Source organism: Bacillus sp. FSL M8-0266, from assembly GCF_038613425.1.
GTDB classification, from domain to species: domain Bacteria; phylum Bacillota; class Bacilli; order Bacillales; family Bacillaceae; genus Bacillus; species Bacillus pumilus.
In genome coordinates this window covers 3,114,990-3,140,503 of record NZ_CP152015.1, presented here as the reverse complement: position 1 = coordinate 3,140,503, position 25,514 = coordinate 3,114,990, and the positions used below count along the sequence as shown (strand labels likewise).

Below are 25,514 nucleotides of genomic sequence, written 5' to 3'. Positions count from 1 at the left end.
GATATCTAGATATTACGTCGTTAACTGAAAATTTTATATAAATGTTATGCAATACAAACACATTATAAACTTTTTATTTTATAAAGTTTGCACTATAATTAATAAGGTGTAAATTTTCTGAATATATAGATCCAACTAATTGGAGGTGTCTCATTTGCTGAAACTAGAGAATGTATCTAAGACGTATAAAGGTGGAAAAAAAGCTGTCAAAAATATTGATTTAGACATAGCAAAAGGAGAATTTATTTGTTTTATTGGACCGAGTGGCTGTGGTAAGACCACAACCATGAAGATGATCAACCGACTCATCGAACCTTCCTCAGGAAACATTTTTATCGAGGGAGAAAATATTATGAAAAAAGATCCAGTTCAATTAAGAAGAGAAATCGGTTATGTGATTCAGCAAATTGGACTGTTCCCCCATATGACCATCGCGCAAAACATCTCACTTGTGCCGAAGCTCTTAAAATGGCCGGAAGAAAAACGGAAGGAACGAGCACGCGAACTGCTGAAGCTCGTCGACATGGGCCCAGAATTTTTAGAGCGCTATCCTCATGAACTCAGTGGAGGACAGCAGCAGCGCATCGGAGTTCTTCGCGCACTGGCAGCAGAACCCCCTCTGATCCTCATGGACGAACCATTTGGTGCACTTGATCCAATTACACGAGATACATTGCAGGAAGAATTTAAGAAACTGCAAAAAACGTTAAATAAAACCATCGTATTCGTCACACATGACATGGATGAAGCGATTAAACTGGCTGACCGAATTGTGATTTTAAAAGATGGAGAGATTGTCCAAGTAGGCACACCTGAAGATATTTTGCGTAACCCAGCCAACGAGTTCGTAGAAGAATTCATCGGAAAAGAACGCCTGCTTCAATCAAATCCGAATATGGAACGTGTAGAACAAATGATGAACACGTCACCAGTCACCATTACAGTTGAACAAACGTTGACTGATGCCATCTACATCATGAGAGAAAAGCGGGTCGATTCCTTGCTTGTAGTAGACGAACATGATGTGTTAAAAGGCTATATCGATATTGAAACAATTGATGCGAACCGCAGAAAAGCGGCTTTCGTTGGTGAGATCCTAAATACAGAGTTCTATACTGTACAAGAAGGCGCACTTCTCAGAGACACCGTTCGGAAAATTTTAATACGCGGTATTAAATATGTACCGGTTGTCGATGCCAAAGGGCATTTAAAAGGCATTGTGACACGGGCAAGTCTTGTAGATGTTGTGTACGACTCCATTTGGGGAGACGATACGCCAGCGTCTGCCATTGAAATGAACTAAGGGAGGTGGACACATGGATCAAATCATCGATTTTCTAGAGAAAAATGGTGGGGAACTCCTCACAAAAATGTGGGAGCATTTATATATTTCCTTAATTGCTGTCGTGCTAGGAATTATCGTTGCCGTTCCTTTAGGCGTCGTTCTCACGCGAATGAAACGAGGCGCAGGCTTTGTCATCGGTGTCGTGAATATCTTTCAAACACTCCCTAGTTTAGCGATTCTTGCATTTTTTATTCCTATTTTGGGGGTTGGGAAAATACCTGCAATCGTTGCTCTCTTTTTCTATTCGGTATTGCCTATTTTGAGAAATACGTATGCCGGCGTCCAAGGTGTGAACAAAAATCTGCTTGAATCCGGTAAAGGGATCGGCATGACGACATGGGAGCAAATTCGTCTTGTGGAACTTCCGCTTGCTGTACCGATCATTATGGCAGGTGTCCGAACGTCAACGATTTATTTAATTGGTTGGACAACACTTGCTGCTTTTATCGGTGGAGGCGGTCTTGGTGACTACATTTTGATTGGACTTCAGCTATACCAGCCGGAATACATTATTGCAGGTGCCATCCCAGTCACTATTTTAGCGGTTATCATTGACTTTACATTGATGAAGCTGGAGAAAAAAGTAACACCAGAAGGCTTAAAAGGATTGAAGGAAGTTTCATAAGGAGTTGGCTTATGTGAAAAATCGAAAAACAAAATGGATCAGTGCACTGCTTGCCGGATGCTTGCTATTGATAAGCGGCTGTTCACTTCCTGGACTAGCCGGCTCCTCAGGCAATACGCTGCGGGTGGGAGCACAAAACTTTACCGAATCAGAAATAATGGCCTATATGGTTAGCGAAATCATCGAACATTACACAGATAAAAAGACAACGATTGTGAAAAACTTAGGCTCCAATACCGTACAGCAGAAAGCAATGGAAAACGGTGATATCGACATTTCGGCGACAAGATATACAGGGACAGATTTGACAAGTACGCTTGGAATGGATGCGGAAAAAGACCCGGAGCGTGCAATGGAAATCGTCCAAAAAGAATTTAAGAAACGCTATGATTACAAATGGTTTGATTCCTATGGCTTTGATAATACGTATGCCTTTGCCGTGACGCAAAAGATGGCGAAGGAAAACAAGTTAGAAACGGTCTCTGACTTGAAAAAGAATGCGAAGAATTACCGGTTCGGTGTCGATAATATATGGCTCAAAAAGAAAGGCGACGGGTATGAAGGATTCGTGAAAACATACGGAATTGAATTTGGAAGCACGTATCCAATGCAGATTGGTTTAGTCTACGATGCATTAAAAAATGAAAAAATGGATATTGTGCTTGCCTATTCAACAGATGGACGAATCAAAGCCTATAACCTCAAAATCTTAAAAGATGATAAGCGGTTTTTCCCGCCATATGATGCATCGCCCGTTGTCCCGGAAAAAGTTTTAAAAGAGAACCCAGGGCTTGATAAGGTGATCAACAGACTGATCGGAAAAATTGATACAGAACAAATGCAAGAGTTGAACTATCAAGTCGACGGAGAGCTTCAAGAACCAGCCACCGTTGCGAAGAATTTCCTGGAAAAGCACAATTACTTTGAGTAAGATGGGGAGGTGTCACGGCTGATGGACACACTGCAGCAATTATGGACGTATTATCAGCAGAACGGTTCATATGTGTTAGAAGAATTTTATCGGCATTTTCTCATGTCAGCGTATGGGGTGCTGTTTGCGGCGATAGTCGGAATTCCAGTAGGCATCTTTGTGGCGCATTACCGTAAGCTGAGCAATTGGATCTTCGCCATTACCAACGTCATTCAAACCATACCGGCGTTAGCGATGCTTTCCGTGTTGATGCTCGTGTTAGGACTTGGCGCAAATACAGTCATCTTATCACTCTTTCTGTATTCGCTTCTGCCGATCATCCGCAACACGTATACAGGAATTGTCAGCATTGAACATGCTTATTTAGAAGCGGGTAAAGCGATGGGCATGACGAAATGGCAAGTGCTGAGAATGGTTGAATTACCGCTTGCTTTATCGGTTATTATGGCTGGTTTAAGAACTGCACTGGTCATCGCCATCGGCATTACAGCGATTGGGACATTTGTTGGTGCAGGAGGTCTAGGTGATATCATCATCAGAGGATCAAACGCCACAAACGGAACAGCCATCATTTTAGCAGGCGCTATTCCAACTGCACTCATGGCCATTATCGCTGACCTAGTCATGGGCTGGCTTGAACGCTATTTAAGCCCAACGAACAAGAAAAAAGAAAGAAAAGCATTAGCTGAAAAAAACATGACATCTGCTTAAGCGGTTGAAAAGACAAAACCTCCCTTACATCTGTAAGGGAGGTTGTTTTATAATGATCAGGCAGTTCACATGCGGTTATTTTATGATTCGAGCGTGATCCATTCAGTAGACCACTTCGAAATTTCCTCAAAAACGGGTGCAAGGGAACGCCCCATATCAGTTAAAGAATACTCAATACGCACGGGTGTTTCAGCAAAAACCTCCCGTTTTACAATGCCTGCTGCTTCCAGCTCTTTTAATCTCTCAGATAATACTCTTCCGCTTAAATTTGTCAGAGCGGCCTCAATTTCACTAAAGCGCTGCGGACTTGAGAGAAGCTGAAAAACAATCAGTGCAACCCAGCGTTTACTCAATAACTCAACTGCTTTTTCAAACCGTGGGCATATGTCAGATTGATTCATCTTTCTTCACTCCAATCTGAACTCATTATACCGTAAATTTGTCATAAATCAGCTCTAAAAGCTTGTCAATGATCAAAACATTCTATGATGACGAACGGCTGTTTAATATAAATAACAGATAGCGGTTAAGATCTTCTATTTCTTTTTTCGAAAGAGTTGACCAAATGTCTCCATCAAATAGCTCGAGATCACCAAGTTCATATTGCGTTGCGGCTTCCTTTATTTTGGATAATGCCGTTTCCTCTTCCTTCAGCTGATGGACAGAAGAGGCTTCCTCAATATAGCCCGCAGCCTGCATCATTTCCTCATAAGGGACCTTTAATGCACCGGCTAGTTTTTTTATCGTAGGAGGCTTCGGAATGCCGCGTTTCCCATTTTCAATACGAGAAATACCAGCAGCACTGACCTCTGAATACATCGCTAATTGGTTCACTGACAGCTTCTTTTCCTCACGTAATGCTCTTAAGTATGCACCAAAGTTCATCAAGGCAAAACCTCACATGGTTATAGATTAGATATGTCTATTTTACTTGATTTGTTGACTATTGGCAACAAGTATACCATGAAAATATTGACATTAGTTAATAGTGAATGTATCTTAGGGTTATGCCCCGCTATTTGTTCGTCTTTTTTTGGTTGATGAGCGTGAGAAAGTATTCATTCAGCTGGCTGATGTCTTGTGCGGATAGCCTTTCCCATAGGTCTCCGTCAAAAATGGGAAGATGTTCTACATCCTTTTGAAGCGCCGTTTGATAGATTTTCAACACGGATTCATATTTTGGTTTCATTTCATGAACTTGTTCCTGTTCAATATGACCGGCAAGCAGCATTAAATCCTCATAAGGCACCTTCAAGGCGTGTGCTAATTTTTTTATGGTTAAAGGCTTCGGCACACCACGCTTTCCATTTTCAATACGAGAAATACCAGCAGCGCTTACACCTGAATACATGGCGAGTTGATTGACAGACATTTTTCTATTTTCTCTTAAAATGCGTAATTGTTCACCAAAGTGATTCATGACATCGAACCTCACATTTCAGTATATGACTTATTTTAGTATGATCATTGACCAAAGGAAATAGCAGAGGGGTAAAAGTGTTGACTTAAGTTAATAGATCTGTTTCATGTGAGCACCTACACGTTGTACATATTGATTCCATAGGAGGTTGTAATGATGGTCGAAAAGATTCAGATCAGGCGGACTTTTGTCATGCAGTATATGATCGAAAACGATATGTCTTTAAATCAGCTCGCTGATGAAATTGGCATTTCTCCTGCCACACTCAGCAGGGTATTAAATGGTCATCGGAAACCAGGCCAGCTTGTCATTGGCAAAATGATTCATTACTTTGATAAAAAATTTGAAGATCTATTTTACTATGAAGATGTTGACAAAAGTCAATGAACAAAATGATCAAGGAGGCAATGTCGTTGAAAAGAACTGGGATGGTCAGACATATTGATTCACTAGGCAGAATTGTTCTGCCTTCAGAAATGCGCAAGGTACTCAATATTAAAGAAGAGCAGTTTTTAGAAATTTTCATTGAAGATCAAACCATTATGCTGAAAAAATATGATGCAGATAAGAGCTGCCTGTTAACTGGACAAGTGACGAAGTATAACAAAAGCTATGGAAATGGGAAAGTGATGCTGAGTCTTGAAGGAGCTGAACGTTTGTTAGTAGAATTAAAACAGCTATTGAAAGAAGAAGCAACCCGTTAAAAACGTGTTTTTAACCGAAAATTGCATATAAAAAATGCTGCATACTACTCTTTGGAATGAAATTGAATCAAAATAACGAATAAAGTCGACAATATAGAGGGAATCTTTATTTTGATGTTTCGTGACATGCACCTTGTTTTCATGTAAAATAAAGTTATGTGTACCAGTTTGTCTGGAGGTGTTTTCATGCACGCATTTGTTATCACATTACTCGTAATTGTCAGTATCGCACTTATCATCGTTGTATTGTTACAATCTAGTAAAAGTGCTGGACTGTCAGGCGCTATTTCAGGTGGAGCCGAGCAGCTTTTCGGTAAGCAAAAAGCGAGAGGTCTTGACTTGATACTTCACCGTTTAACGGTTATTTTGTCAGTGCTTTTCTTCATCTTAACACTTGCATTGGCATATTTAGGCGTGTAAAGCGCGAGTAACAGAAGGTCTGATCTTTTTTCAGACCTTTTTTTATTATCAGCACTCTTTTGTGTTTGTTTCATACATACAAGTGGAAAATATAAACCATATCGGAAGGAAAGGAAGTCACATCATGAAAGTTGTTACACCAAAACCATTTACGTTTAAAGGTGGAGAAAAGGCGGTGCTTCTTCTTCACGGTTTTACTGGGAATACAGCCGATGTTCGAATGCTTGGCCGTTATTTGAACGAAAGAGGGTATACGTGTCATGCACCACAATATAAAGGACACGGTGTGCCGCCAGAAGAGCTTGTCCATTCAGGCCCTGATGACTGGTGGAAAGATGTAGAAGAAGGCTATCAATTCTTAAAAGATGAAGGCTATGAGGAAATTGCGGTTTGCGGCCTATCCCTCGGAGGAGTTTTTTCATTGAAATTAGGTTACACTGTACCTGTAAAGGGAATTGTACCTATGTGTGCACCTATGTACATAAAAAGTGAAGAAGTCATGTATCAGGGTGTACTAGAATATGCCCGTAACTATAAGAAATTTGAGGGTAAGTCAGAGGAGCAAATTGAACAGGAAATGGAAGAGTTCAAGAAAACGCCAATGGATACACTGAGGAGCCTGCAAGAACTCATTGCAGATGTTAGAAACAATGTCGACATGATTTATTCACCTACTTTTGTTGTTCAGGCACGTCACGATCATATGATTAATACAGACAGTGCGAATATCATTTACAACGAAGTAGAGACAGATCAAAAGCATTTGAAATGGTATGAAGAATCAGGCCATGCGATCACGCTTGATAAAGAGCGCGAGAAGGTTCATCAGGATGTATATGCATTCTTAGAATCACTTGATTGGTCAGTTTAAATATATAGGGGGTTAGAGTGTGCAAAAAGAAGAATTTATGAATGAATTACTCGCTTTTATGAAAGATGAAGCGTATAAACCGTTAACCGTTCAAGAGCTGGAAGTGATGATGGAGATTACCAATCCTGATGATTATAAAGAGCTCGTCAAAGCACTTGTGATCCTGGAAGATCAAGGGCTCATCGTTCGCACGCGCAGCGATCGCTACGGTGTACCAGAAAAAATGAACTTGGTAAAAGGAAAGCTGTCTGCTCATGCAAAAGGTTTTGCATTTGTGACACCAGAAGAGTTTGGACAGGATGATATTTTCATTCCACCTAATGAGCTAGGCACAGCGATGAATGGTGATACGGTCATGGTTCGTGTCAGTCACAAATCAAACGGCACAAAAAAAGAAGGGACGGTCATCCGAATTCTGGAGCGTAATACTCAGACGGTTGTCGGTACCTACACAGAAACGAAAAGCTATGGCTTTGTCATTCCTGATGATAAAAAAATCACAACCGATATCTTCATCCCGAAATCCGCTAAAAATGGAGCGGTCGAAGGGCATAAAGTGGTCGTGACGCTGACTAGCTACCCAGAAGGAAGAATGAGTGCAGAGGGCGAAGTGACTGAAATTCTTGGTCATAAAAATGACCCTGGCATTGATATACTATCAATCATTCATAAACACGGCCTGCCAGGGGAGTTCCCTGAAGAAGCGCTTCAGCAGGCAGTAGACACACCTGAAACGATTGATGAAAAAGACCTAGAAGGCAGACGTGACTTACGCAACGAAACGATTGTAACCATTGACGGAGCAGATGCGAAGGACTTAGATGATGCCGTTACGGTGCAAAAGCTGGATGATGGCAAATATAAGCTAGGGGTGCATATTGCAGATGTCTCTCATTATGTCACAGAGAATTCCCCCATTGATCAGGAAGCTTATGAGCGTGGAACGAGTGTGTATCTCGTAGACCGCGTCATTCCGATGATCCCTCACCGCCTGTCAAACGGTATTTGCTCATTGAATCCGAAGGTCGATCGTCTCATGCTGTCTTGTGAAATGGTCATTGATCGAAATGGGAAGGTCGTCAAACACGAGATTTTCCAAAGTGTGATCAAAACGACGGAAAGAATGACCTATACTGATGTGAATAAGATTTTAGTCGATCAAGACGAAGAGCTTATAGACAAATATGAGCCGCTTGTGCCAATGTTCCAAGAAATGGAGAAGCTTGCAGAGATTCTTCGCGAAAAACGAATGGAGCGCGGGGCAGTAGACTTTGACTTCAAGGAAGCAAAAGTGCTTGTAGATGATGAAGGAGTGGCGAAAGAAGTTGTCGTTCGTGAGCGTTCTGTCGCAGAGAAATTAATTGAAGAATTCATGCTTGTTGCAAACGAAACGGTTGCAGAGCATTTCCACTGGTTGAATGTACCTTTCATCTATCGAATTCACGAAGAACCAAATCCTGAGAAGCTTCAGCGCTTTTTAGAGTTCGTGACAACGTTTGGTTACATTGTAAAAGGAACGTCGACAAACATCCACCCGCGTGCACTTCAAAGTGTACTTGATGCTGTGAGGGATCAACCAGAAGAAGTTGTGATACAAACTGTGATGCTTCGTTCGATGAAACAGGCGAAATATGATCCAGAAAGCATCGGTCATTTTGGTTTATCAACGGAATTCTATACACATTTCACATCACCGATCCGCCGTTATCCGGATTTAATTGTGCATAGACTGATCAGAACCTATTTGATTCAGAAAAAGACAGACGAAGCAACTCTAGAAAAGTGGGGCCAGCTGCTTCCTGAAATTGCAGATCATGCGTCTACAATGGAGCGCCGCTCAGTTGATGCAGAGCGTGAAACAGATGATCTCAAGAAGGCAGAATTTATGCTTGATAAAATCGGTGAAGAGTTTGATGGAATGATTAGTTCCGTGACGAACTTCGGACTATTTGTTGAACTGCCGAATACAATTGAAGGTCTTGTCCATGTCAGCTACATGACAGACGACTACTATCGCTTTGATGAGCAGCACTTTGCCATGATCGGTGAACGCACAGGAAATGTCTACCGTATCGGTGATGAAATCACAGTCAAAGTGGTGAATGTCAATAAAGATGAGCACTCGATTGATTTTGAAATCGTCGGTATGAAAGGCACTCGCCGTAAATCGGCAAAAGATTTTAAGTTTAAAAAACGAACAGATTCACCAGCGAAAAAAGGGCGCGGAGACCAAAATGCCTCTGGGGATAAAGCCAAAGAGGATAAAGGCGGAAGTGACTGGTTCACAGGCCGTAAGAAGAAGAAAAAGAAAAAACGCGTATTTGATAACGCACCAAAACAAAAGCGTAAAAAGAAAAAGTAACGTGACAAAAAGCAAATAGGGCAATACGCTCTATTTGCTTTTTGACCACATAGCGTCAGCGTTGTCTAAAGCTGGATTGTTTGATAAAATAATCCGTACGATTTGGACCGTGTTTGTGTCAAAAGGAGGGTGTACGCCAATGCCAAAGGGAGAGGGAAAGGTTGTTTCCCAAAACAAAAAAGCAAATCATGACTATTTTATAGAAGAAACATTTGAAGCTGGCCTTGTGTTACAAGGAACTGAAATCAAATCGATTCGTGCAGGAAAAGTGAATTTAAAAGATTCTTTTGCCAAAATCGAACGAGGAGAAGTGTTTCTTCATAACATGCACGTGAGCCCATACGAGCAGGGGAACCGTTATAATCATGATCCGCTGAGAACGAGAAAGCTGCTGTTTCATCGCAAGCAAATCAGTAAATTGATTGGTGCGACAAAGGAAGAAGGCTACTCACTCGTGCCTCTGAAACTCTATTTAAAAAATGGCTTTGCCAAAGTGTTGATCGGAATTGGTAAAGGGAAAAAGAAATACGATAAACGTGAAGATCTGAAGAAAAAAGATGCAAAACGTGAAATCGACCGTGCCTTCCGTGATCGACAAAAGCAATTCTAGATTCATGCAGATGTCTTGCTGAGAGCGGAAGCATTATGCTACAATATGTTATGCAGTAAACAATCATTGCTTTTCTTACAGAAACCACCAGTTGTTTCAAGCGATGAGATTGTTATAATAGTTATATACGGAAGCAGTTAAGCTGAACGTTTCCATCCCGTATATCCCTTTTACAAGGGGACGTTACGGATTCGACAGGGGCGGTTCGAGCTTGAGCTGCGAGCCGAGAGGCGATCTCGTTAACACGCACTAAATGTAACTGGCAAAACTAAAAGTTTTAACCAAAACTTAGCACTAGCTGCCTAATAAGTGCAGCGAGCTCTTCCTGACATCGCCTATGTGTCTGTGAGGAGCCCAATGAAGTAGGCTACGCTTACGTTTTCGTCTGAGGACGTAAGAAGAGATCCATCAGACTAGCTCTCCAAGCGCCCGTCAGCAGGCATGAGGATGAGTGAACACCAAATATGTTGACTACGCTCGTAGACGCTTAAGTAATCGATGTCTCTGGACGTGGGTTCGACTCCCACCGTCTCCATACATATGATTTCGAAGGAAATCAATGAGGTCAAAGTCCTTTCATATTAAGGGTTTTGGCTTTTTTCTATTGTCGGTGATTTATAAAACTTACAATGTAGTGAGCTAATAATAAGTGTTCTTTATATCAGGTTGACCTGAAGAGTTACCAATTCCAATGTCTTTGGTTAAAGTTTCTATTTTTTGCAGTTACGTTTTGTTGTTGGAGCATTTATAATTGAATGTACTATTGCATTATTTTTACAAGAATTATTTTCGGAAAAATAAATTTAAAATGAGGTACATAACATGATCAACTTCCAAGATAAAGTAGGCTTCATTTGGTCAATTGCAGAGATTTTACGTGGGCCATATAAGCCAGAAGACTATGGTGAAATTATTTTGCCATTAGCTGTATTACGCCGTTTTGATTGCGTATTAGAAAGTACAAAAGAAGAAGTGTTAGTGAAAGCAAAGCAGTATCCAAATATGACAGATGAAGCACGTGAACAAATTTTAAATCGTGTTTCTAAGCAGAATTTCCATAACATAAGTGAATACAATTTTAAAAAGCTATTAACAGACGCTGATAATATTGCTGAAAACTTACGTGACTATAAAAATGGTTTCTCAAAAATTGTTCGTGATATCATGGAGCACTTCGACTTCGATCGCCAAATCGATAAACTTGATCAAAATGACTTATTGTACTTAACGATTAAACGTTTTAGTGAAATTGATTTACATCCAGAAACAGTTTCAAACATTGAGATGGGTTATGTATTTGAGGAACTAATTCGTCGTTTTAATGAGTATGCTGAGGCCGGGGATCATTACACGCCACGTGAAGTCATTCGTTTAATGACACATTTATTATTTTCACATGATGATGCTAACATTTTAACAAAACCAGGTTTAACACAAACACTTTATGACTGTGCGGCTGGTACAGGTGGTATGGGTTCAGTTGCCCAAGAATATTTACTAAATCAAAATCCAACAGCACATTTGGAATTTTTTGGACAAGAGGTTAATCCTGAATCCTATGCGATTTGTAAGGCAGACTTACTTATTAAAGGTGAAGATGCACGTAATATCCGTTTAGGGAACACATTATCAAAGGATCGATTCCCACATGATACATTCGATTATTTAATTTCAAATCCACCGTACGGAGTGGACTGGAAATCATATGAGAAGGCGATTAAAAACGAACATCAGAAACAAGGTTTTGATGGTCGTTTCGGACCTGGTACACCTCGTACAAGTGATGGGCAGTTATTATTCCTCCTGCACTTAATATCAAAAATGAAGCCAGTCACAGTGGAAAATCCACAAGGCTCTCGTCTAGCCATTATTATGAATGGTTCGCCGTTATTTACAGGTGATGCAGGTTCTGGTGAAAGTGAAATTCGAAAGTATGTGCTTGAAAACGACTTAGTAGAAGGTATTGTGGCATTGCCGAACGACCTATTCTACAATACAGGCATTGCAACATACATTTGGATTTTAACAAACAATAAAGCGCCTCTTCATAAAGGGAAAGTGCGGTTAGTCAATGCAGTAGACTTCTCGAAAAAAATGAAAAAGTCGATGGGTAGCAAGCGTAACGAAATTACGGAAGAGCAAATTAATGAGATTGTTCGTTTATACGGTGATGCACAACCAAATAAGTACGTGAAGATTTTTGAGAATGAAGACTTTGGTTATGCGAAAATTACAGTAGAACGTCCATTACGTTTAAACTTCCAAGTAAATGAGGAGCGTTTGGCACGTGTAGTAGAGCAAAAAGGCTTTGCGAACTTAGCAATATCGAAGAAAAAAGGTGATGCAGGTCATTTTGAAATCGAAGAAGGGAAAAAGCTGCAAACACAAATTTTATATGTGTTACGCACGTTAGAAAGCGATACAGTATATAAAAATCGTGACGAGTTTACGAAAGTACTAAAAGATGCATTAAAACAAGCGGGCATTACTATCGGAGCACCTGTATTAAAAGCAATTTTAGCTGGTCTATCTGAAAAAGATGAAACAGCTGACGTATGTATGAAAAATAAAACAGACATCGAACCAGATCCTGATTTGCGTGATACTGAAAATGTACCGTTAAAAGAAAACATTCATGATTATTTTGCACGTGAAGTATTACCACATGTACCAGATGCATGGATTGATGAAACAAAAACAAAAATCGGCTACGAAATTCCTTTTACTCGCCATTTTTACAAATACACTGAATTACGTAGCTCAGCAGAAATTATGGAAGAGATTCGTGCATTAGAAGCGGAGATTACTGACCAGTTAAAGAAGGTGATGGTATGACTGTAGTTTTAAAGAAAAGCAAATTGAAATATCATTTAAAAGTTAAGAATGGTCGAGAAATAACAAATGAAGTGAATTATGGTAAAAATGTTATTAACGTATATGGATCGGGTGGAGTTTTTAAATATACTGATAAAAAACTATTTACTGGGCCTTCAGTATTATTTGGTCGAAAAGGAACGATAGGTAAACCTTTATATGTTGAAGGTGATTTTTGGGCTGTAGATACTATGTATTACACTGAGGTTTATTCAGGTAATTCTCCGAGATATTTTTATTATCTGTTAGAGGTATTCCCCTGGGGAAAAATTGTAACTCAAACAGCTTTGCCTAGCATTGTAGGGTCAGAGCTAGAAAATTATGAAGTAAATATCCCATCTGAAGAAGTCCAAAAAATCATAGCAAAATTTTTAGATCGTAAATGTGTTGAAATTGAGACTTTATTGAAGCATAAAGAACGTCTGTTAATATTATTGGAACAACAACGCCAATCAATCATCACAGAAGCTGTTACGAAAGGTTTAAATCCGAATGTGAAAATGAAAGATTCGGGTGTTGAGTGGATTGGTGAGGTTCCAGAGCATTGGGAGATAAAAAAAATTAAGCACATTACACAAGTAAAAAGAGGAGCGTCGCCTAGACCTATTGATGATCCAAAGTATTTTGATGATGATGGAGAATATGCATGGGTACGAATAGCTGATGTTTCAAGAGCAGGAATGTATTTAAATGAAACATCACAAATAATGTCTGAATTAGGTGCTTCATTAAGCATCAAACAATATCCAGGTGATTTATTTGTTAGTATTGCAGGTACTGTAGGAAAACCATGTATATCCAATATAAAATGTTGTATTCACGATGGATTTGTCTATTTCCCAAATTATAAGTATAATAAGAAATTTTTATACTATATATTTGCGTGTGGTCAGTCATATAAAGGTTTAGGGAAAATGGGGACTCAATTAAATCTAAATACAGACACAATTGGTGAGATAAAAATACCCTGGCCATCCGTAAAAGAGCAAGAGGATATTTTAAATAGACTTGAAGAAGAGGTAAATAAACTTGATAAATTGATAGGGTTGGTGAACTTTCAAATTAAAAAACTAACTGAATACCGTCAATCCCTAATCTACGAAGCAGTAACAGGCAAAATCGACGTATGTGATATGGAACTTGATTAAGTGAGGTGAATTGTAATGGCGATCGATACTACAGAAACAGGTTTTGAGACAAATATCGAATTAGCATTAATCGCGAATGGCTATAAAAAGCGTGTGTTAGAAGGTGAGGCAAGTAGTTCTTTCAAGCAGCATGCGATTGATGTTGAAGAGCTATTTGCATTTTTAGAAGATACGCAGGAAAAGCGGATGCGTACGTTAGAAAAATCGTATGGTCCTACTTATAAAGAACAAGTGTTAAAGCGCATTAAAGATCAGCTACATAAACAAGGTTTGGTTGAATGTTTACGTAAAGGGATTAAAGACCGTGGTGTGACATTACAGCTTGCGTATAATAAGCCACCTACGGATATGAATAAAACATTAAATGAGCAGTATGGGAAAAACCGCTTTAACGTTGCTCGCCAAGTGTTTTACAGTGATAAGCATAAAAACAGCTTAGATATGGTGGTGTTTTTAAACGGTTTACCACTTGTAGTGATGGAGCTGAAAAATCCATTAACAAACCAAACAGTTGAAGATGCGATGATACAATTAAAGAATGATCGTGATCCACGTGAGCAGCTATTTAAATTTAATGAGCGTGTTGCTGTCTACTTTGCCGTTGACCCAGATGAAGTGTTTATGACAACAAAGCTTGATAAAGGCAAAACGTACTTCCTCCCATTTAACAAAGGTAATAATGGCGGGAAAGGCAATCCGTTAACTTACGGTGACAACTATCGAACGCATTATTTATGGGAAGAAATTTTAGTACCTGATAGCTTACTCGATATTATATATCGCTTCATCTTTATTAAGAAAGACGACATTAAAGATTCAAACGGTGAAACAATAGGTGAGCGTCAAATGCTTATTTTCCCTCGCTTCCATCAGCTTGATGTTGTACGTAAGTTAGAAGCAGATGTTGCACAAAAACTTGTCGGTCATAATTATTTAATTCAGCACTCTGCGGGATCTGGTAAGACGAACTCGATCTCATGGCTTGCACACCGTTTAGCTAAGCTACATAACGAGGAAAATGAATCGATCTTTAGTAGTGTCATCGTGATTACCGATCGCCGAGTGTTAGATAAGCAATTGCAAGACGCAGTGTATCAGTTAGAGCATAAAGCAGGAATGGTCGAACCAGTCGATAAAAACTCAGAGCAATTAGCACGTGCTATTAATAGTGAAACACGCATTATTATTACAACGCTCCAAAAGTTCCCATTTATTTTGGAGAAAGTAGCGGGTTTAGAGCGAAAAAAATATGCAGTTATTATCGACGAAGCGCACTCATCTCAAGGTGGTAAAGCATCTACTGCCTTAACAAATGTTCTATCAGATAAGACATTAGAAGCAGCATATGAGGAAGACCGCATTGCCGAAGAAAACTTAGCTGATGTAGATGAGAAAATTGTAGAAGCCATTTTGAAAAGTGGGAAACAGGATAACGTATCGTTTTTTGCATTTACAGCGACTCCAAAGCCCAAGACGTTAGAGAAGTTTGGTACAGTTGGCATTGATGGTAAGCCAGAGGCCTTTCATCAATACACAATGCGCCAAGCAATTGAAGAAGGGTTTATTTTAGATGTACTTGAAAATTACACAACGTATAAAACGTTCTGGAAAATTGCCAAGACTGTCGATGATGACCCTGAAGTATCGAAGAAGCAAGCCACCAAAAAACTTGCTCAATACGTTTCATTGCATCCACACAGCATTGAACAAAAAACAGAAATTATCATTGAACATTATCGGAATTTTGTACAGCGGAAAATTGGTGGGCGTGCCAAGGCGATGGTCGTGACAGCAAGCCGTTTACATGCAGTACGTTATAAAATTGCTTTTGATAAGTATATTCATGAAAAGGGATATAACGATTTAAAAACAGTTGTGGCATTCTCAGGTACTGTAAAAGACGGTGGAATAGATTATACGGAGCCGGACATGAACAGTTTCTCTGAAAAAGAGCTACCTGATAAATTCAATTCAGATGAATTTAAAGTGTTACTTGTAGCTGAGAAATATCAAACGGGATTTGATGAACCACTGTTGCATACGATGTATGTAGATAAGCCATTAAGTGGTATTAAAGCGGTGCAAACCCTATCTCGTTTAAATCGTACTTGCCCAGGTAAAGAGGACACATTCGTACTGGATTTTGTAAATGAACCAGAGGTTATGAAAGCTTCATTCCAACCATATTACGAATCAACAAGCCTATCTGAAATTACGGACCCAAATATCCTTTATGATATGCAGGCTGACATCGAGCCTCATCAAGTATTTAAAGAAGATGAGGTGCAAAGGGTTAATGAACTTGAAGTAACAGACGGTGTGAAAAAGTCAACTAAGGCGCAAACAGAGTTAAATGCAATTCTTGACAAAGGTGTAGAGCGATATAAAAGGCTTTCAGAAGAAGAACAGTTTGATTTTAAACAAGCCGCAACAAAATTTATTCGTACGTATAGTTTCGTGCTACAAGTTGTAACGTTTATTGATCTAAGCTTACACAAGCAATATATTTATTTAACATACTTGTTGCGTAAGCTACCTCGTACAACTGGTGATAAGGACGTTTATTTAGCTGATGATATCGCACTTGAATACTATCGCAATCAAAAGGTATTCGAAGGGAGCATCGAGTTGGAAAAAACGGGTGGCATTGAACTTGATCCACAGAAGCATGGTGCTGGTGGTGTAGCTGAAGATGAGAAGGTGCGATTATCAAGCGTGTTAGAAAAGTTAAATGAGCGCTTTGGTACACAATTTACAGAAACAGATTTTCTTTCTCGTGAACAAGTGAAAGAGGACATGTTGAATGATGATGATCTCCGTCAGAAAGCGAAAAACAATACAAAAGAAAACTTCAAATTTGCTTTCGAAAAAACATTTATGAATTTTGTTATCGACCGAATGAGTAGCAATCAGGAGTTCTTTATGAAGATTTTAGAGAACGATGAATTTAAGTCGTACATTATGGAAGACATGTTGAATGAGGTATATGGAGAAGTGAATCGATGATGATTCTATCGAAATATCAGTCTAAGTCCTATAAGAAAAAAGATGACGGTCCGTCATCTTTTTTTGTAGGAATCACTGTTCAGTTTTTTGAGAAGGTTTAAGGAATCGAATAAACAAAGGGCTAACTACGAAAATAGCTATAATGAGTAAAAGTTTATTTGATATAAATTTCATAAACGTTGTATTAATGATATACAATGAAATGAGTAATAAATAACATACTAAGAATAGTAAACCAGACTTTCTTTTTTGAAACGGTTTATCTAAAAGAATGAGCATAAATAAACCTGCCATGATTATGATGAAGGTCATTTTTTTACCTCCCTATATTTATTGTGGGAATACACCAGATGGAACTGCTGCATAACCTAATCCGGTAAATCTTATTCTTACGCCATGTCCTTCATGTTCATCTTGAATCATTTGACCAAAGCCTACAAGCCCTCCACCTATTACTCCAGCAATAGCACTAGCTAGTTGAGTAGGAGGAATGGGTATGAATCTAGAAATGGCTGCGATTCCACTAGTAGCGCCCCCTCCAGCTTTGAAAGACTGATATAAAGATCTGGTCTCATTGCAATCAAAGTATAAGTTATATCCCCACCAATAAACATTGTGACCGTTCTTTCCGCATCCTTTAGATAATGTTGATACCTTATGATCAAGTGAATTAGTGTTAGATTCATCTAGCATTTTAATACTAAAATCAGGTTGAATAACAGCTTTCTTTTCAAGTACTAATTGGTTACTATACTTAAGCCACGCCTTTACTTCTGTAATTATTGAATGATCTAGATTCAAATCAGTATAATTTGACTTTAAAATAAGTGTTCCTTTTTTAGATAAATATAGATATGACTCTATCTTCTTTATGTCTTTCATACTTACCTTTGTTTTTTTAACATCTTTTTGTTCAGAATGAAGTGGTTGATTTTGTTCAGAGTTGTTAACATCTGATTTTTTTTCTTCCGCAGAGCCTACATTGGAAAAACCCGTTGTGGATATGATAATTGTTAACAAGCCTATCAATAGTTTAGAAAACTTTCTACGATTGTTTTTCTTCATTAAGTTTTCCCCTTCCATTTAATGTTTTCATCATTGTACTGCAAATAAAATATGGTGTGGTCATTATTATAAAAAAGGGTAAAAAAGTAGGTTTTAAATTGAGCTGGAAGATAATTTTCGGCGAATTTTTAATTAGTTAAAAAGGTGCCTTAAGACTCTTGTTGAGTGTGTTGTGAAAAAAAGAATAAACAAATGTCATAAAGATTTTAAAAAACCTCCAACCAAATCAAAATCACATCTTCCCATTTGTGACTTCCTCATATATAGTAAGATTAGACTAGTTCTAAATAACTGAAATTGGGGCGTTTACATGGATTCGATTGTTTTACATTTTATTGTGATCATGAGTGTTTCTGGCATTCTGTCCGTGATATTATCAATCATTGCTCATGCGAACCGCCACCGGTATATTGGCTGTCAATTGTTTATGTACATGTCTGGAGCAACTGCGATTTATATCTTTGGGCACACGTTTGAATTATTGGCAAGTACACCTAGGGAGATTATGTTCTGGGTTTGTTTTCAATACATGGGTCTTCCGTTCATCGCGCCATTCAGTCTAATGATTGTGCTGCAATTTACGGGATTCCATCAATATTTCACAAAGCGCCGCGTGCTTCTCATCTTACTGATTCCAACTCTCACCACCATTATGGTGTTCACCAATTCTTTTCATTCACTCTTTTATCGAAGCATCACGATGAATCCGGTAGACGGATTTTTATTGGCTGACTTTACGATTGGCTATTGGTATATCATTCATGGTGTCTATACATTTGGCTGTTCGATGCTGGCTATTTTTATGCTGGTTTGGTTTTTGCGTGTCACAAAAAAAGAATATTTAAAGCAGATTCTAATTTTGCTAGTGGGCATGTTACTGCCAATCACGACATCTTTTATCTATTTATTAGGTGTGACACCTCTTCATATTGACCCGGTCCCTGTGGTGATGTTTTTAACCAATGCACTCTACTTATGGGCGATTATGTCGTTCCAGCTCTTTAAGCTCTCTCCCATTGCGATGGAGCGTGTGTTTGAGCATATGTCTGAGGGGGTTCTCATTTTAGATCGATACCGGACACTCATAGATTACAACCCCGCTGCTGCATCGATCATTCCAGCACTTTCTAATAAAAAGGGGATTGGCTATAAAATAGACGATATTTTCTCAGGAATCATCAAAGATACTGACTTCATTCAGTGGCTACGTTCTCCGCAGGATCATTCGCAATTTGATTTAATGTTGAAAAGGGAAAAAGATCATTCCAGCTATTATCACTTGACCGCATCGTCCCTATTTAATAGGAGAGGAGAGATCGAGGGTAGGCAAATTGTGATCAGTGATGTAACAGAGCAGCGTTTGCTTCAGGAAGAGCTGGAGCGCCGTGCGTATATTGATGGATTGACGAATATCTTTAATCGGTCTTCATTTATTGAACGAACGCAGATGATCCTAGAAGAGGATGCGCAAGATACGGCTGTTATGCTGTTTGATATTGATTTTTTTAAACAAATCAATGACACGCACGGACATCATATTGGAGACGAGGCGCTGCGTCATGTTGTCACCATTTGTCAGCAGCATTTACAAATGGACGATTTATTCGGACGATATGGCGGAGAAGAGTTTGCTATTTGTCTGCCGCATCATTCTTTTGAAGAGGCATGCCATATTGCGGAGCGAATTAGACATTCCTTTGAGATGAGTTTCTTTGAGAATGATGAGGAAAAAGTGCGGGTGACAGCGAGCTTTGGAATTGCTCACACAGCTTATGATCCCAATGTATTAGAAACTCTTCTATTTGAAGCAGACCAAGCTTTGTATATGTCAAAACGCCAAGGACGCAACCGGATTTATGCGTCCACTGGAGCGGACTATATGCTTTATGAAGAGCATTAACCTGCTGCTAGCTTCTCATTGACGGTTGTCCTGACATTCGATATGATAAACATAACATTTGAACGGTTTCCTAAAGGGGAGTAGCTTTTACGGTTTGGTCGTCATTACAGAAACATCCGTTGTTTCTCGGCTATTCCGGCATGAACATGTTAGCCAGACCTTTGCCTATCACACATGAGGCAAAGGTCTGGCTTTTTTAGGTCTTATTGCATCTGTGTGATGGGGGGAGCGGGACAAATGATGCTTTCAATACCTCAGATGAAAGGATGATCAATCTTGAAAAAATATGTGATCTCTTTGCTCTTTTCCGGCACGCTTGTATTAAGTGGATGCTCTGGTTTGCTTGACCAAGTAAGTGATACAACGACATATGTCACAGAGGCAAATGAGTATGTGGCGGACATTCAGCAATTTACGGAGGACTTTCCACAGCTCGCAGAAGAAGCTGTGAAAAACGCCGCCAAAAAAGCAGAATTAACCCAGCAGTTAGAATCATTGAAAGCAGACATTCAAGAATTTAATGAAATCACAGCACCCAAAATAGCAGAAGACCTGCATGCGCAGATCATTGAAAAAAATAAGGTGCTGTCAGAGGAAATACAAACGTATTTACAGCAATTGAAAGCAGACAACATCGACGTTGCCGCCATGCTTGAGGATCAGCAAGGATTGATCAAGCAGCTTCAGCAGTCCGTCAATCTATTGCAGGACATTGAACAATTAACAAACTAAAGCAAACACTAGAGTGTAATCAGCATATCTTTGCCTTTTCCGGTGGAGATATGCTTTAATTTAAGTAAAGATAAGTCATATTAGAAAAAAGGTGATCACATGACAGAACATGAAGAAAGACATATGGCTTCGCCAAGAGCCGACAAGGATAAAGATCAATTGATCAATCGGTTGAAACGAGTGGAAGGACAAGTGCGTGGGATTCAGCAAATGATTGAAAACGATCGTTACTGTATAGATGTTGTCAATCAAATCTCCGCTGTCAATGCGGCTTTGAAAAAGGTCAGTCTTCAATTGATGGAAAAGCATACCCATCATTGTGTAGCAGATGCAATCAAGAGCGGCAATGGGGATGAAGCCATTGAAGAGTTAATGACGGTCTTTACGAAACTGACAAAATCGTAGCATTTATATGTTTACATTGATACCCTACTAGGGTATAGTAAGGTGTAGAAAATGATTGATGGAGGCGATGAGAAGTGGAACAAGCAACACTTCAAGTGCAGGGCATGTCTTGCGGACATTGCGTGAAAGCAGTCGAAGGAAATGTAGGAGAACTAGCAGGTGTTGAATCTGTGAAAGTCCATTTAGACAAAGGAGAGGTGGAAGTTTCATTTCACCCAGATCAAGTCACGTTACACCGTATCTCTGATGTAATTGAAGAACAGGGATATGATGTCGTATAAATGAACATACGTGCTGCATAACAGCACGTATTTTTTCCAAAAAAAGATACCCCTATGGAGTATATGAAGAGGTGAGATGAATGAAAAAGGAAATTGATTTTCAAATTACGGGGATGACCTGTGCTGCCTGTGCAGGACGCATCGAAAAAGGATTGAACAGGCTGGAAGGTGTGGAGGATGCCAATGTGAATTTGGCGCTTGAAACATCTCATATTGTGTATGAAGCAGAACAACTCACACCAGATGATCTCAAGCAAAAAATTCAATCCTTCGGCTACGATGTGGTGATGGAGCAAGCGGAATTTGATATAGAGGGAATGACGTGTGCAGCGTGTGCCAACCGAATCGAGAAAAAAATAAACCGGATGGATGGTGTTGATCACGGATCTGTGAACTTTGCGCTGGAGACCCTTCAGGTCACGTATCACCCAGGCCAAACGTCTACAAGTGATATAAAGGAAGCGGTTCAGTCCATTGGGTATTCTTTAATTGAACCAGCTGTAGATGAAGCAGAGGAAGGAAAGAAAGATCATCGCCAAGTAGCAATAGAGAAGCAAACGGCACGCTTTTTATTTTCAATGATTCTGTCACTGCCGCTTCTTTGGGCAATGGTCAGTCATTTTTCTTTCACGTCTTTTATTTGGCTGCCTGAAGCGTTCATGAATCCTTGGGTTCAGCTAGCGTTAGCAGCGCCCGTTCAGTTCATTGTCGGCTGGCCCTTTTATGTAGGTGCGTATAAAGCGTTACGTAATAAAAGTGCCAACATGGATGTTCTTGTCGCACTTGGGACGTCAGCTGCGTTTTTCTATAGTTTATATGAAAGCATTCAGTCAGCGGTTCAAGGCACACATGAGGCAGCCCTCTATTATGAAACAAGTGCTGTACTCATTACGTTGATCGTGCTCGGAAAATTAATGGAAGCAAGAGCAAAAGGGAGATCATCAGAAGCGATTCAAAAGCTGATGGGCCTACAAGCGAAAGAAGCGGTCATCGAGCGAGATGGGAAAGAGATGACCGTCCCTATTTCCGAAGTGAAAGTGAATGATCTTGTGTTTGTCAAACCGGGAGAGAAAGTGCCGGTAGATGGAGAGATCGTGGAGGGAACAACCGCAATTGATGAGTCCATGATTACGGGCGAAAGTCTGCCTGTTGATAAAACGGCTGGTGATGCGGTCATCGGGGCAACGATCAATAAAAATGGGTTTGTGAAAGTGAAAGCGACAAAGGTTGGAAAAGAGACCGCCCTTTCACAGATTATTAAAGTCGTAGAACAGGCACAGGGCTCAAAAGCACCGATTCAAAGGATGGCCGATCAAATATCAGGGATATTCGTACCCATCGTTGTAGGAATTGCTGTGCTCACCTTCCTTATATGGTTTTTCTTTGTTGATCCAGGGAATGTGACTTCAGCACTTGAAACCTTTATAGCGGTCATCGTCATTGCGTGTCCTTGTGCACTTGGTCTTGCTACACCAACCTCTATTATGGCGGGTAGCGGTCGTGCGGCTGAATCCGGCATTCTGTTTAAAGGCGGAGAGCATTTAGAAGTGACCCAATCACTGGATACGGTGGTTTTAGATAAAACAGGGACTGTGACAAAAGGGGAGCCGAGTCTGACAGATGTAATAGTGTCTGCCAATTGGACAGAAAATACGCTCCTACAGTTAGCAGGATCAGCTGAACAACAGTCGGAACACCCGCTTGCCAGAGCGATCACAGATGGAATGAAGGAACAAGGTCTAGAAGCGGTCGAGATTGAAGCCTTCCAAGCTGACCCAGGTCATGGAATTGAAGCAAAGGCGGCAGGACACAGGCTTTTGATTGGAACGCGTAAGCTATTACAGAAACATCATATCCCATATGATCAAGTCGAAGCATCCGTCACAATGCTGGAGCAGCAAGGGAAAACGGCTATGCTTGTTGCCGTTGATGGAGAAGTCGCCGGCATTGTCGCGGTCGCAGATACGATCAAATCATCTTCACCTCAAGCGATCAAGCGTCTGAAAAAGCAAGGGATTCACGTCGTGATGATGACAGGTGATAACAAGATGACAGCAGAGGCGATTGCGAAACAGGCGGGTATTGATCATGTCATTGCTGAAGTTCTGCCTGAGGAAAAGGCTGCTCACATTGCGGCGCTTCAGGAACAAGGAAAGAAAGTCGCCATGGTCGGAGATGGCATCAATGATGCACCGGCCCTTGCGACAGCAAATATTGGGATGGCAGTTGGAACAGGGACAGATGTCGCCATGGAAGCAGCAGATATCACACTCATGACAGGAGACCTCCATGCCATTGCTGATGCGCTTGAATTTAGTCGAAAAACGATGAGAAACATCAAGCAAAATCTATTTTGGGCGCTTGCTTATAATTGTATTGGGATACCGATAGCTGCTTTAGGACTTCTTGCGCCATGGCTTGCAGGAGCAGCAATGGCCTTTAGCTCCGTGTCGGTTGTATTGAATGCGCTCAGATTGCAGCGACTGAAACCGGTTAGAGAGGGAGTGGCACAATGAAGCTGAATGTCAAATGGATTTGGACGATTAGTGCATTGTTCTACGTTACTCTGGTCCTTATTGGATATGCGATATACGCTGGAGCTTATTTACAAAAAGATACACCAAGTGAACAAATGCAAAATCATTAGGACTTCGCCCAAAAGCGAAGTATTTTTTTAACAATTTTGTGGAAAAACCCACCTTTTAAAAGATTTTTCATAAAAAATTCACTTCTTTTTGTTCCTTTTTGTCGTTTTTTGTAGGTTCATCGTTAAGATGCGATTAAGCAACAAAGAAAGCGTTATCAAAAAAAGGGGGTTCACGTATGAAAAAGTTAGGGTTAGCTTCTCAAATACTCATTGCGCTTGTTCTGGGTGTTATCGTGGGAGCGCTGTTTTATCAAAATGAAACCGTTATTAATGTGTTAACGCCGATTGGCGATATATTCATCCATTTAATTAAAATGATCGTTCTGCCAATTGTTATTGCTGCGTTGATTGTAGCAGTAGCTGGTGTAGGGGATATGAAAACCATCGGAAGACTCGGCGGGAAAACGATTCTTTACTTCGAAATTGTCACAACGATTGCATTAGCAGTAGGACTGCTTGCAGCAAACGTCTTCCATCCTGGTACAGGAATTGACATGAGCAACATGGAAAAAGGCGATATCTCTAAATATGAAGAGACATCGAAAGCTTCTTCCGAAAAAGCAAGTTTCTCTGAAACGATTGTGCATCTAGTGCCAACAAACGTTTTCCAATCCATTGCAGAAGGTGATCTATTACCAACGATCTTCTTTACAGTCTTATTCGGATTAGGAATAGCCGCAGTAGGAGACAAAGGGAAACCAGTGTTAGGGTTCTTTGAGGGTATACTCGAAGCCATGTTCTGGGTGACCAATAAAGTGATGAAGTTTGCACCATTTGGTGTATTCGCGCTCATCAGTGTGACGGTGATCAAATTCGGGGTCGGAGCGCTTCTCCCGCTAGGTAAACTGGTACTTGTCGTTTACGGCACAATGGCATTCTTCGTGATTGTCGTACTTGGCATTATCGCAAAATTAGCTGGAACAAGCGTCTTTACACTATTTAGAGTGCTAAAAGAAGAAATCATTCTTGCATTCTCAACAGCAAGTTCAGAAGCTGTACTGCCTAGACTAATGGATAAAATGGAGAAGTTCGGCTGCCCGAAAGCGATCACGTCGTTCGTTATCCCAACAGGCTACACCTTTAACTTAGATGGAAGTGCCATCTATCAATCCATTGCTGCCATATTTGTTGCACAAATGTACGGCATGCCACTTTCCATCTATGAGCAAATTACGTTACTATTAATCTTGATGCTGACATCTAAAGGAATGGCTGGTGTACCAGGTGCATCAATCGTTGTTGTCATCACAACACTTGGTGCAATGGGACTGCCGCTTGAAGGACTTGCCTTCATCGTTGGGATCGACCGTATTCTTGACATGGTTCGTACAACTGTTAACGTATTTGGTAACTCACTTGCAGCCATTGTCATGTCTAAGTGGGAAAAAGTTTTTGATCAAGAGAAATCGAAGAAGTATATTGAGGAATTAAAACAACAAACAAAAGCAGCGTAAAAG

General features: G+C 40.1%; 24 protein-coding genes and 1 other RNA gene. 21 read left to right on the top strand and 4 right to left on the bottom strand.

The window, feature by feature from the left end; translation table 11 throughout:
- Positions 1-154: 154 nt before the first annotated feature.
- Genes MKY83_RS16280 through MKY83_RS16265 form a run of 4 tightly spaced genes read left to right on the top strand, consistent with a single transcriptional unit; the run spans position 155 to position 3,612 of the window.
- The gene (locus MKY83_RS16280) at positions 155-1,303 is read left to right on the top strand and encodes a betaine/proline/choline family ABC transporter ATP-binding protein (protein ID WP_003212926.1); all 1,149 of its coding nucleotides are present in this window, start codon (positions 155-157) and stop codon (positions 1,301-1,303) included.
- A 13-nt stretch (positions 1,304-1,316) separates the two neighbouring features.
- A complete protein-coding gene (locus tag MKY83_RS16275) occupies positions 1,317-1,970 on the top strand; it encodes an ABC transporter permease (protein WP_003213477.1) in 654 nt (217 codons plus the stop codon).
- 13 nt (positions 1,971-1,983) lie between these two features.
- A complete protein-coding gene (locus MKY83_RS16270; RefSeq protein WP_065098004.1) occupies positions 1,984-2,901 on the top strand; it encodes an osmoprotectant ABC transporter substrate-binding protein in 918 nt (305 codons plus the stop codon).
- A 21-nt stretch (positions 2,902-2,922) separates the two neighbouring features.
- Positions 2,923-3,612, top strand: coding sequence for an ABC transporter permease (locus tag MKY83_RS16265; RefSeq protein ID WP_065098005.1), 690 nt, complete (start codon positions 2,923-2,925; stop codon positions 3,610-3,612).
- A gap of 80 nt (positions 3,613-3,692) precedes the next feature.
- Here MKY83_RS16265 and MKY83_RS16260 read toward each other — a convergent pair whose 3' ends face one another.
- From MKY83_RS16260 to MKY83_RS16250, 3 genes are all read right to left on the bottom strand, one after another.
- The gene (locus MKY83_RS16260; protein ID WP_044138965.1) at positions 3,693-4,013 is read right to left on the bottom strand and encodes a helix-turn-helix domain-containing protein; all 321 of its coding nucleotides are present in this window, start codon (positions 4,011-4,013) and stop codon (positions 3,693-3,695) included.
- A gap of 82 nt (positions 4,014-4,095) precedes the next feature.
- Positions 4,096-4,497 (bottom strand): helix-turn-helix transcriptional regulator, encoded by a 402-nt coding sequence (locus MKY83_RS16255; protein ID WP_106029330.1) that lies wholly within the window; start codon positions 4,495-4,497, stop codon positions 4,096-4,098.
- 130 nt (positions 4,498-4,627) lie between these two features.
- On the bottom strand, positions 4,628-5,032 hold the full coding sequence (locus MKY83_RS16250; protein WP_044138963.1) for a helix-turn-helix transcriptional regulator: 405 nt from the start codon (positions 5,030-5,032) through the stop codon (positions 4,628-4,630).
- A 153-nt stretch (positions 5,033-5,185) separates the two neighbouring features.
- On the opposite strand from MKY83_RS16250, the gene MKY83_RS16245 reads away from it, so the two are divergent.
- The 10 genes from MKY83_RS16245 to MKY83_RS16200 all read left to right on the top strand — a co-directional run bounded on the left by MKY83_RS16245 (position 5,186) and on the right by MKY83_RS16200 (position 17,027).
- Positions 5,186-5,419 carry a helix-turn-helix transcriptional regulator gene (locus MKY83_RS16245; RefSeq protein WP_106067294.1) on the top strand — a complete coding sequence of 78 codons (234 nt, stop codon included), beginning with the start codon at positions 5,186-5,188 and terminating at the stop codon, positions 5,417-5,419.
- A gap of 26 nt (positions 5,420-5,445) precedes the next feature.
- Positions 5,446-5,736 (top strand): AbrB/MazE/SpoVT family DNA-binding domain-containing protein, encoded by a 291-nt coding sequence (locus MKY83_RS16240; protein ID WP_342487488.1) that lies wholly within the window; start codon positions 5,446-5,448, stop codon positions 5,734-5,736.
- 186 nt (positions 5,737-5,922) lie between these two features.
- The gene (gene secG / locus MKY83_RS16235) at positions 5,923-6,156 is read left to right on the top strand and encodes a preprotein translocase subunit SecG (protein WP_003212746.1); all 234 of its coding nucleotides are present in this window, start codon (positions 5,923-5,925) and stop codon (positions 6,154-6,156) included.
- 124 nt (positions 6,157-6,280) lie between these two features.
- Positions 6,281-7,027, top strand: a complete 747-nt coding sequence (locus MKY83_RS16230) for a carboxylesterase (protein ID WP_044138960.1) — start codon at positions 6,281-6,283, stop codon at positions 7,025-7,027.
- A gap of 19 nt (positions 7,028-7,046) precedes the next feature.
- Positions 7,047-9,389 (top strand): ribonuclease R, encoded by a 2,343-nt coding sequence (gene rnr / locus MKY83_RS16225; RefSeq protein WP_342490537.1) that lies wholly within the window; start codon positions 7,047-7,049, stop codon positions 9,387-9,389.
- Between the two features lie 139 nt (positions 9,390-9,528).
- Positions 9,529-9,999, top strand: coding sequence for an SsrA-binding protein SmpB (smpB, locus tag MKY83_RS16220; protein ID WP_065098009.1), 471 nt, complete (start codon positions 9,529-9,531; stop codon positions 9,997-9,999).
- A gap of 176 nt (positions 10,000-10,175) precedes the next feature.
- Positions 10,176-10,537, top strand: a transfer-messenger RNA (tmRNA) gene (gene ssrA / locus MKY83_RS16215).
- 284 nt (positions 10,538-10,821) lie between these two features.
- Complete coding sequence (locus tag MKY83_RS16210) at positions 10,822-12,834, top strand: class I SAM-dependent DNA methyltransferase (RefSeq protein WP_065098010.1); 2,013 nt, start codon at positions 10,822-10,824, stop codon at positions 12,832-12,834.
- Positions 12,831-14,021, top strand: a complete 1,191-nt coding sequence (locus MKY83_RS16205; RefSeq protein WP_065098011.1) for a restriction endonuclease subunit S — start codon at positions 12,831-12,833, stop codon at positions 14,019-14,021. The genes MKY83_RS16210 and MKY83_RS16205 overlap by 4 nt, the downstream gene beginning before the upstream one ends.
- 15 nt (positions 14,022-14,036) lie before the next feature.
- Complete coding sequence (locus MKY83_RS16200; protein ID WP_065098012.1) at positions 14,037-17,027, top strand: type I restriction endonuclease; 2,991 nt, start codon at positions 14,037-14,039, stop codon at positions 17,025-17,027.
- Positions 17,028-17,357: 330 nt separating this feature from the next.
- Here the strand turns inward: MKY83_RS16200 and MKY83_RS16195 are convergent, their stop codons facing one another.
- The gene (locus MKY83_RS16195; protein WP_223252853.1) at positions 17,358-18,092 is read right to left on the bottom strand and encodes a hypothetical protein; all 735 of its coding nucleotides are present in this window, start codon (positions 18,090-18,092) and stop codon (positions 17,358-17,360) included.
- 310 nt (positions 18,093-18,402) lie between these two features.
- Here MKY83_RS16195 and MKY83_RS16190 point away from each other — a divergent pair, with 310 nt between their 5' ends.
- From MKY83_RS16190 to MKY83_RS16160, 7 genes are all read left to right on the top strand, one after another.
- Entirely contained in the window at positions 18,403-19,992 is a 1,590-nt protein-coding gene (locus tag MKY83_RS16190) for a histidine kinase N-terminal 7TM domain-containing protein (protein WP_342487487.1), read from the top strand.
- A gap of 276 nt (positions 19,993-20,268) precedes the next feature.
- Positions 20,269-20,724, top strand: coding sequence for a DUF6376 family protein (locus tag MKY83_RS16185; RefSeq protein WP_185107848.1), 456 nt, complete (start codon positions 20,269-20,271; stop codon positions 20,722-20,724).
- 99 nt (positions 20,725-20,823) lie between these two features.
- Positions 20,824-21,129: a metal-sensing transcriptional repressor gene (locus MKY83_RS16180; protein ID WP_065098016.1), complete on the top strand. Its 306-nt coding sequence runs from the start codon at positions 20,824-20,826 to the stop codon at positions 21,127-21,129.
- A gap of 74 nt (positions 21,130-21,203) precedes the next feature.
- Positions 21,204-21,410 carry a copper chaperone CopZ gene (gene copZ, locus MKY83_RS16175; protein WP_012011271.1) on the top strand — a complete coding sequence of 69 codons (207 nt, stop codon included), beginning with the start codon at positions 21,204-21,206 and terminating at the stop codon, positions 21,408-21,410.
- A gap of 80 nt (positions 21,411-21,490) precedes the next feature.
- Positions 21,491-23,926, top strand: coding sequence for a heavy metal translocating P-type ATPase (locus tag MKY83_RS16170; RefSeq protein ID WP_342487486.1), 2,436 nt, complete (start codon positions 21,491-21,493; stop codon positions 23,924-23,926).
- On the top strand, positions 23,923-24,057 hold the full coding sequence (locus MKY83_RS16165) for a hypothetical protein (RefSeq protein WP_342487485.1): 135 nt from the start codon (positions 23,923-23,925) through the stop codon (positions 24,055-24,057). Before MKY83_RS16170 ends, MKY83_RS16165 begins: the two co-directional genes overlap by 4 nt.
- Positions 24,058-24,233: 176 nt before the next feature.
- Entirely contained in the window at positions 24,234-25,511 is a 1,278-nt protein-coding gene (locus tag MKY83_RS16160; protein WP_003213370.1) for a cation:dicarboxylase symporter family transporter, read from the top strand.
- Positions 25,512-25,514: the final 3 nt, after the last annotated feature.

Coding starts and splice junctions, on each gene's coding strand:
- MKY83_RS16250 (WP_044138963.1), bottom strand. CDS start 5,032: ATGAATCACTTTGGTGAACAATTACGCATTTTAAGAGAAAATAGAAAA.
- MKY83_RS16170 (WP_342487486.1), top strand. CDS start 21,491: ATGAAAAAGGAAATTGATTTTCAAATTACGGGGATGACCTGTGCTGCC.
- MKY83_RS16260 (WP_044138965.1), bottom strand. CDS start 4,013: ATGAATCAATCTGACATATGCCCACGGTTTGAAAAAGCAGTTGAGTTA.
- secG (WP_003212746.1), top strand. CDS start 5,923: ATGCACGCATTTGTTATCACATTACTCGTAATTGTCAGTATCGCACTT.
- MKY83_RS16195 (WP_223252853.1), bottom strand. CDS start 18,092: ATGAAGAAAAACAATCGTAGAAAGTTTTCTAAACTATTGATAGGCTTG.
- MKY83_RS16255 (WP_106029330.1), bottom strand. CDS start 4,497: ATGAACTTTGGTGCATACTTAAGAGCATTACGTGAGGAAAAGAAGCTG.
- smpB (WP_065098009.1), top strand. CDS start 9,529: ATGCCAAAGGGAGAGGGAAAGGTTGTTTCCCAAAACAAAAAAGCAAAT.
- MKY83_RS16230 (WP_044138960.1), top strand. CDS start 6,281: ATGAAAGTTGTTACACCAAAACCATTTACGTTTAAAGGTGGAGAAAAG.
- MKY83_RS16200 (WP_065098012.1), top strand. CDS start 14,037: ATGGCGATCGATACTACAGAAACAGGTTTTGAGACAAATATCGAATTA.
- MKY83_RS16180 (WP_065098016.1), top strand. CDS start 20,824: ATGACAGAACATGAAGAAAGACATATGGCTTCGCCAAGAGCCGACAAG.
- MKY83_RS16160 (WP_003213370.1), top strand. CDS start 24,234: ATGAAAAAGTTAGGGTTAGCTTCTCAAATACTCATTGCGCTTGTTCTG.
- MKY83_RS16265 (WP_065098005.1), top strand. CDS start 2,923: ATGGACACACTGCAGCAATTATGGACGTATTATCAGCAGAACGGTTCA.
- MKY83_RS16245 (WP_106067294.1), top strand. CDS start 5,186: ATGATGGTCGAAAAGATTCAGATCAGGCGGACTTTTGTCATGCAGTAT.
- MKY83_RS16210 (WP_065098010.1), top strand. CDS start 10,822: ATGATCAACTTCCAAGATAAAGTAGGCTTCATTTGGTCAATTGCAGAG.
- MKY83_RS16205 (WP_065098011.1), top strand. CDS start 12,831: ATGACTGTAGTTTTAAAGAAAAGCAAATTGAAATATCATTTAAAAGTT.
- MKY83_RS16190 (WP_342487487.1), top strand. CDS start 18,403: ATGGATTCGATTGTTTTACATTTTATTGTGATCATGAGTGTTTCTGGC.
- MKY83_RS16165 (WP_342487485.1), top strand. CDS start 23,923: ATGAAGCTGAATGTCAAATGGATTTGGACGATTAGTGCATTGTTCTAC.
- MKY83_RS16275 (WP_003213477.1), top strand. CDS start 1,317: ATGGATCAAATCATCGATTTTCTAGAGAAAAATGGTGGGGAACTCCTC.